This window comes from Streptomyces sp. NPDC059455 (assembly GCF_042750115.1).
Taxonomy (GTDB): Bacteria; Actinomycetota; Actinomycetes; order Streptomycetales; family Streptomycetaceae; genus Streptomyces; species Streptomyces endocoffeicus.
Window position 1 is genome coordinate 1 of record NZ_JBHYVB010000392.1, and the last position, 4,898, is coordinate 4,898.

Sequence of the window (4,898 nt, forward strand, 5' to 3'; positions counted from 1 at the left end):
CCCGGCCCCGGGGCGCGGCCCCCCCCCCCCCGCCGGCGGGCCGACCGCCCTCAGCAGACGCCGTCGCCCGGCTTCGGGTTCCCGAGCCCGAAGAACGGCCGCAGCTTCAGCCCGGCCCAGGTGCCGAGGAGGGCGAAGGCACCCCAGACCCAGCCGTGCAGGCTGCCGGAGGCGATGCCCGCGAGGTAGGCGCCGATGTTGCAGCCGCCCGCGAGCCGGGCGCCGATGCCCATCAGCACCCCGCCGAGCACCGCCGCGGTCGCCGTACGCCACGGCACCCCGCGGTGCAGGGTCCAGGTGCCGCCGAGCGCCGCGGCGACCGCCGCGCCGATCATGATGCCGATGTCGGTGAGGCTGGTCTTGTCGGCGAGCACGGGCCCCGCGGGCATCTCCTTGTTCCCGGGCTGCTGCCACCAGCTCCAGCTCTCCGGATGGCCGCCGAGCGCGCGTACCAGCTCCGAGCCCCACAGGCTGAAGGCACTGGTGACGCCCCACGCGCCACCGGAGACCAGCAGCACACCGGCGCCCAGTACGGCCAGCGCCAGCGCGCCGACCGCCAGTGGCCAGGAGCCGCGCAGCACACGGGCGGCGGCACCGCGCGCGGAGGGCACCGGACCGATCGGCGGCGGGTTGCGGCGGGCCTGGACGCGACGGCTGACCAGGACGATGGCGGCGAGCACGAGGATGGTCACCGCCCACGAGCCGAACCAGCCGATGTGGTCCGCCATGACGACCGGCTCCAGCGAGGGCAGGTCCTTCCACAGGTCGAACTGCCAGGCGGCGAGGGTGGCGCCGCCGATGAAGCCGCCGAGCGTGAGCACGATCGACGTCTGCCCCGAGCCGACCGCGAAGAGGGTGCCGGAGGCGCAGGCGCCACCGAGTTGCATGCCGACGGCGAAGAGGAACGAGCCGATCAGCAGCCCGAACCCCAGCGGCCCGGCCGAAGGTGCCGGCACGGATCCGAACAGCCCGGTCTTCGTGCCGATGAGCAGGGCGAACAGCGTGGCCGTGGTGGAGAGTAGCAGGGTGTGGGCGCGCAGCCCGGTGCCGTTGCCGACGGCCACCAACTGCCGCCACGCGGAGGTGAAGCCGAAGCGGGAGTGGAAGAGGGCGACGCCCAGGGCGAGGCCGAGCAGCAGCAGGACGCCGGGCTTGGCCCCGTGGGCGGACCATACGTACGCGGTCAGCGCCGCGGCGAGCAGCCCGGACACGGTGAGCGGCACCGGCCGCACCGGCGGCGCGGCGGGCGCCTCCGGCCGCGGCACGGAGGTGGGGGAGGGGGACAGCAGTGCGGCGGTCTTCGCCGCATCGGCGGGCGGAGCGGTGGTCACGTGCGGACTCCGGAGCTGGGCGGGAGGGGGATGACGCTGGGCGGGAGGGCCCGGCCGGACGGCGCGGCGCCAAGGCGGCGCGCGGTGGGGGAAACCGGCTGGTTCCGGCTCAGCGGCGACAGAGGCCGTCGTCGACGCACCACGCCGAACTCGCGAACAGCGCGAGACAGAGCAGACGGGCGGGTGCGGACATGCACTCCAGGATATGGTCCGGGTTTCAAGAATTGGACCCCGGTCTCACCATGCGATCTGTGGAGTTGGCCACAGCCGCGGATGACCTCGGGTCAGCCGTCCTCGCCCCGCTCGGCGGTGTCCGCGAGGCCGACGTACATCGAGTGGTGCAACTCCGCCACATGGTCCCGGAGGAGGGCGGCCGCCGAGGTGGCGTCCCGTGCGGCGAGCGCCGCCCGGATCGCCTTGTGCTGCTCGTTGCTGCCGCGGAGGTAGTCCAGCGGATACGGCAGGAAGTACGCGTACAGCTCTCCGGTGATCCGCTCGTACAGCCCCAGCGCTGAGGGCAGTCCGGCGCCCTCGGCGAGGGCCAGGTGGAACCGCTTGTCGCTGGCGTGGAACTCGGCCCAGCTCTCGGCCGCGTCCATCTCCCGGACGCACTCGTCGAGCCGGTCGAGCCCCGGCTGATCGAGTCGCTCGGCGGTCAGATGGGCGAAACCGGTCTCCAGCACGATGCGCTCGTCGATCAGCCGGTGCACCCGTTCGCTGTCCTCGCGGTACGCGGCCACCTGCGCCACGGTGCGGCGGCGCGGCCGCTCCGCGATGAAGGTGCCGCCCGTACGCCCCGGGCGCCGCTGGACGACGCCCTCGCGCTCCAGGGTGCCGAGGGCCCGGCGGACGGTGATCTCGCCGACTCCGAGCGCCGCCGCCGTGGCCTGGACATTGGGCAGCCGCTCGCCGGGCGCCAGCAGGCCCAGGTCCACCGCCAGCGAGATCCGGGCCCGCACGGTGTCGACGGCGCTGGTGCGGCGGATCGCGGCGAGCGCGCTGCTGGTCAGGGCGCTCGGTGCGCCGGACGGTTCCTGGGTCGCCATTCCCTCAGCGTAGGCATCCCGCCCCGCGGCCTCCCCACGGTCCTGGCACGGGGGCCACCGCTTTGCGGAACCGTGACCTCCGGGGGTTTACCTGATCAAAGTGAGCATGTTTTCATGGCTCGCATTCACCCCTGGACGCCCACTGTCGAACTGTCGAAGGCACTGATGAAGATCTCCGGACTGCAGACGGCGGGCACGCCCGGCGACGTCGACGCCAACCTCCGCGAACTGGACGCGGCATGCCGCCGGGCCCGTGCCGAAGGCGCCGAACTCCTGATCACCACCGAGCTGTTCATCACCGGTTATGACATCGGCGACGCCGTCCGGGACCTGGCCCGCACCGATCTGCTCTCCCCGGCCCGGGAGATCGCCGCCGCCCACGGCATCGCGCTCGTCCTCGGAGCCCCCGAGCACGACGACGGCGCCTACTACAACAGCGCCTTCTTCATCGACCCGGCCGGAGCGATCCTCGGCCGCCACCGCAAGACCCATCTCTTCGGCGACCTCGACCGGAAGTACTTCACACCGGGCGACCGGACCGCTCCCGTCATCGACTACGCGGGCGTCCGGATCGCCATGCTGATCTGCTACGACGTGGAGTTCCCCGAGAACGTACGGGCTGCCGCCCTCGCCGGCGCGGACCTCATCGCGGTCCCGACCGCCCAGATGCAACCGTACGAGTTCGTCGCCGAGCACCTGCTGAGGGTGCGCGCCTGGGAAAACCAGATCTACATCGCCTACGTCAACCATGACGGCGACGAGGGTTCACTGCGCTACGTCGGCCGCAGCTCCATCGTGAGCCCGTCGGCGACCGTGCTGGACAGCGTCGAACACGGCAACCGGCTGCTCTTCGCCACCGTGGAACCGCACACGGTCCGGAAAGCGCGCAAGACCAATCCGTATCTGGCCGACCTCCGGCCGGACCTCTTCACCCCGTCCGCCCGCGCCACCAAGGACCCGTCATGCTGACCGACCCCGATGTGCACGAACCCACCGCGCAACCGACCCGGACGAATCTCTCGGGGCGGCTCGGCACCGGCGCCATCGTCTTCATGGTGATCGCCGCCGCCGCGCCCCTCACGGTGGTCGGCGGCAACGTCCCGCTCGCCATCGCCGGCGGCCCCGGCGCCGGAGCCCCCGTCGGCTTCGCCCTCGCCTCGCTGGTCCTGCTGGTGTTCGCGGTCGGCTTCGTCACCATGACGCCCCACGTTCCGCAGGCCGGGGCGTTCTACGCGTACGCCACCCGTGGTCTGGGGGACCGGGTCGGAGTGGGCACGGCCGCCGTCGCGCTCGTCGCGTACACGGCGATCCAGGTCGGCGTCTACGGCTATCTGGGATGGGCCGTGAACGATGTCCTCCACACCTTCGGCGGGCCGTCCCTGCCCTGGTGGGTGTGGGCGCTCGCGGCGCTCGGCATCGTGGCCTTCCTCGGCTACCGCCATATCGACCTCAGCTCCAAGGTGCTCGGTGTGGCACTCGTCCTGGAGATCGCGGTGGTGCTCGTCCTGGACGCCGGGATCTTCGCCCGGGGCGGCGCCCACGGTGTCAATGTCGAGTCGTTCACCCCGCATGCGGCCCTCTCCGGACCGCTGGGCGTGGCCGTGCTCTTCGCCATCACCGGATTCATCGGCTTCGAGGCCACCGCCGTCTTCCGGGACGAGGCCCGCGACCCGGAGCGGACCATCCCCCGGGCCACCTATCTCGCCGTCCTGATCATCGGTGGGTTCTACACGCTGTCCTGCTGGGCGCTGGTCCTGGCGGCGGGCACCGATGACGCCCCGGCCGTGGCCCAGAAGACCCTGGACGGGCAGGGCAACATGCTCATGGACACCGCCCAGGCCTATGTCGGCACCGCGCTGCGGGACGTCATGCAGGTGCTGCTGCTCAGCAGCCTCTTCGCCTGTGTGCTCTCCTTCCACAACGTCATCGCCCGCTACACCTTCACCCTCGCCCGTAAGGACCTCCTCCCCGCACGGCTGGGCGCCGTCCATCCGCGTCACCACTCGCCGTCCGTCTCCTCGGCCGTCCAGACCGTCACCGCGCTGGTCCTGGTCGTGTGCTGCGCGGTCGCCGGACTGGATCCGCTGGTGGGCGTCTTCGGCTCCATGGCGGGGGTGGCGACGGTCGGCATGATCCTGCTCATGCTCATCACGTCCATCGCCGTGGTCGCCTTCTTCGCGCGCGACGCCCGGCTCGCCTCGGGCAGGGCCTGGCAGACCCGGATCGCGCCGGTGCTGGCCGTGGCCGGACTGCTGACCGCGCTGTGGCTGGTGTTCTCCAACTTCACCCTCGTCACCGGCGTCGGCGTGGGCGCGAGCGTCGTCCTCGGCGTCATCCCCTTCCTCGCCCTCGTCGCCGGCCTGGTCCGAGGGGACCGCGGCGCGCGGGAGCGTAGGTGAGAAGCGCCCGGTGCCGGGCCCCCGGCCCCGGCCGGGGGGCCCGCCCCGGCCCCCGGGACGGACGGGAGACCCCCCGCCGCGCCCCGCGGGGGCCCAACTCCGCGGGCGCCCCCGCCCCCGCC

At 72.7% G+C, this 4,898-nt stretch carries 4 protein-coding genes; 2 read left to right on the forward strand and 2 right to left on the reverse strand.

Annotated elements, in window-relative coordinates; all coding sequences use genetic code 11:
- Nucleotides 1–50: 50 nt before the first annotated feature.
- Together ACFXB5_RS52635 and ACFXB5_RS52640 are read right to left on the reverse strand one after the other, a co-directional pair.
- Nucleotides 51–1,331 (reverse strand): YeeE/YedE family protein, encoded by a 1,281-nt coding sequence (locus tag ACFXB5_RS52635; protein WP_385223004.1) that lies wholly within the window; start codon nucleotides 1,329–1,331, stop codon nucleotides 51–53.
- A 284-nt stretch (nucleotides 1,332–1,615) separates the two neighbouring features.
- Nucleotides 1,616–2,377, reverse strand: a complete 762-nt coding sequence (locus ACFXB5_RS52640) for a FadR/GntR family transcriptional regulator (RefSeq protein WP_385223006.1) — start codon at nucleotides 2,375–2,377, stop codon at nucleotides 1,616–1,618.
- 114 nt (nucleotides 2,378–2,491) lie between these two features.
- Between ACFXB5_RS52640 and ACFXB5_RS52645 the strand changes: the two genes are divergently transcribed.
- Complete coding sequence (locus ACFXB5_RS52645) at nucleotides 2,492–3,346, forward strand: carbon-nitrogen hydrolase family protein (RefSeq protein ID WP_385223008.1); 855 nt, start codon at nucleotides 2,492–2,494, stop codon at nucleotides 3,344–3,346.
- Nucleotides 3,340–4,776 (forward strand): APC family permease, encoded by a 1,437-nt coding sequence (locus ACFXB5_RS52650; protein ID WP_385223011.1) that lies wholly within the window; start codon nucleotides 3,340–3,342, stop codon nucleotides 4,774–4,776. Before ACFXB5_RS52645 ends, ACFXB5_RS52650 begins: the two co-directional genes overlap by 7 nt.
- Nucleotides 4,777–4,898 lie beyond the last annotated feature (122 nt).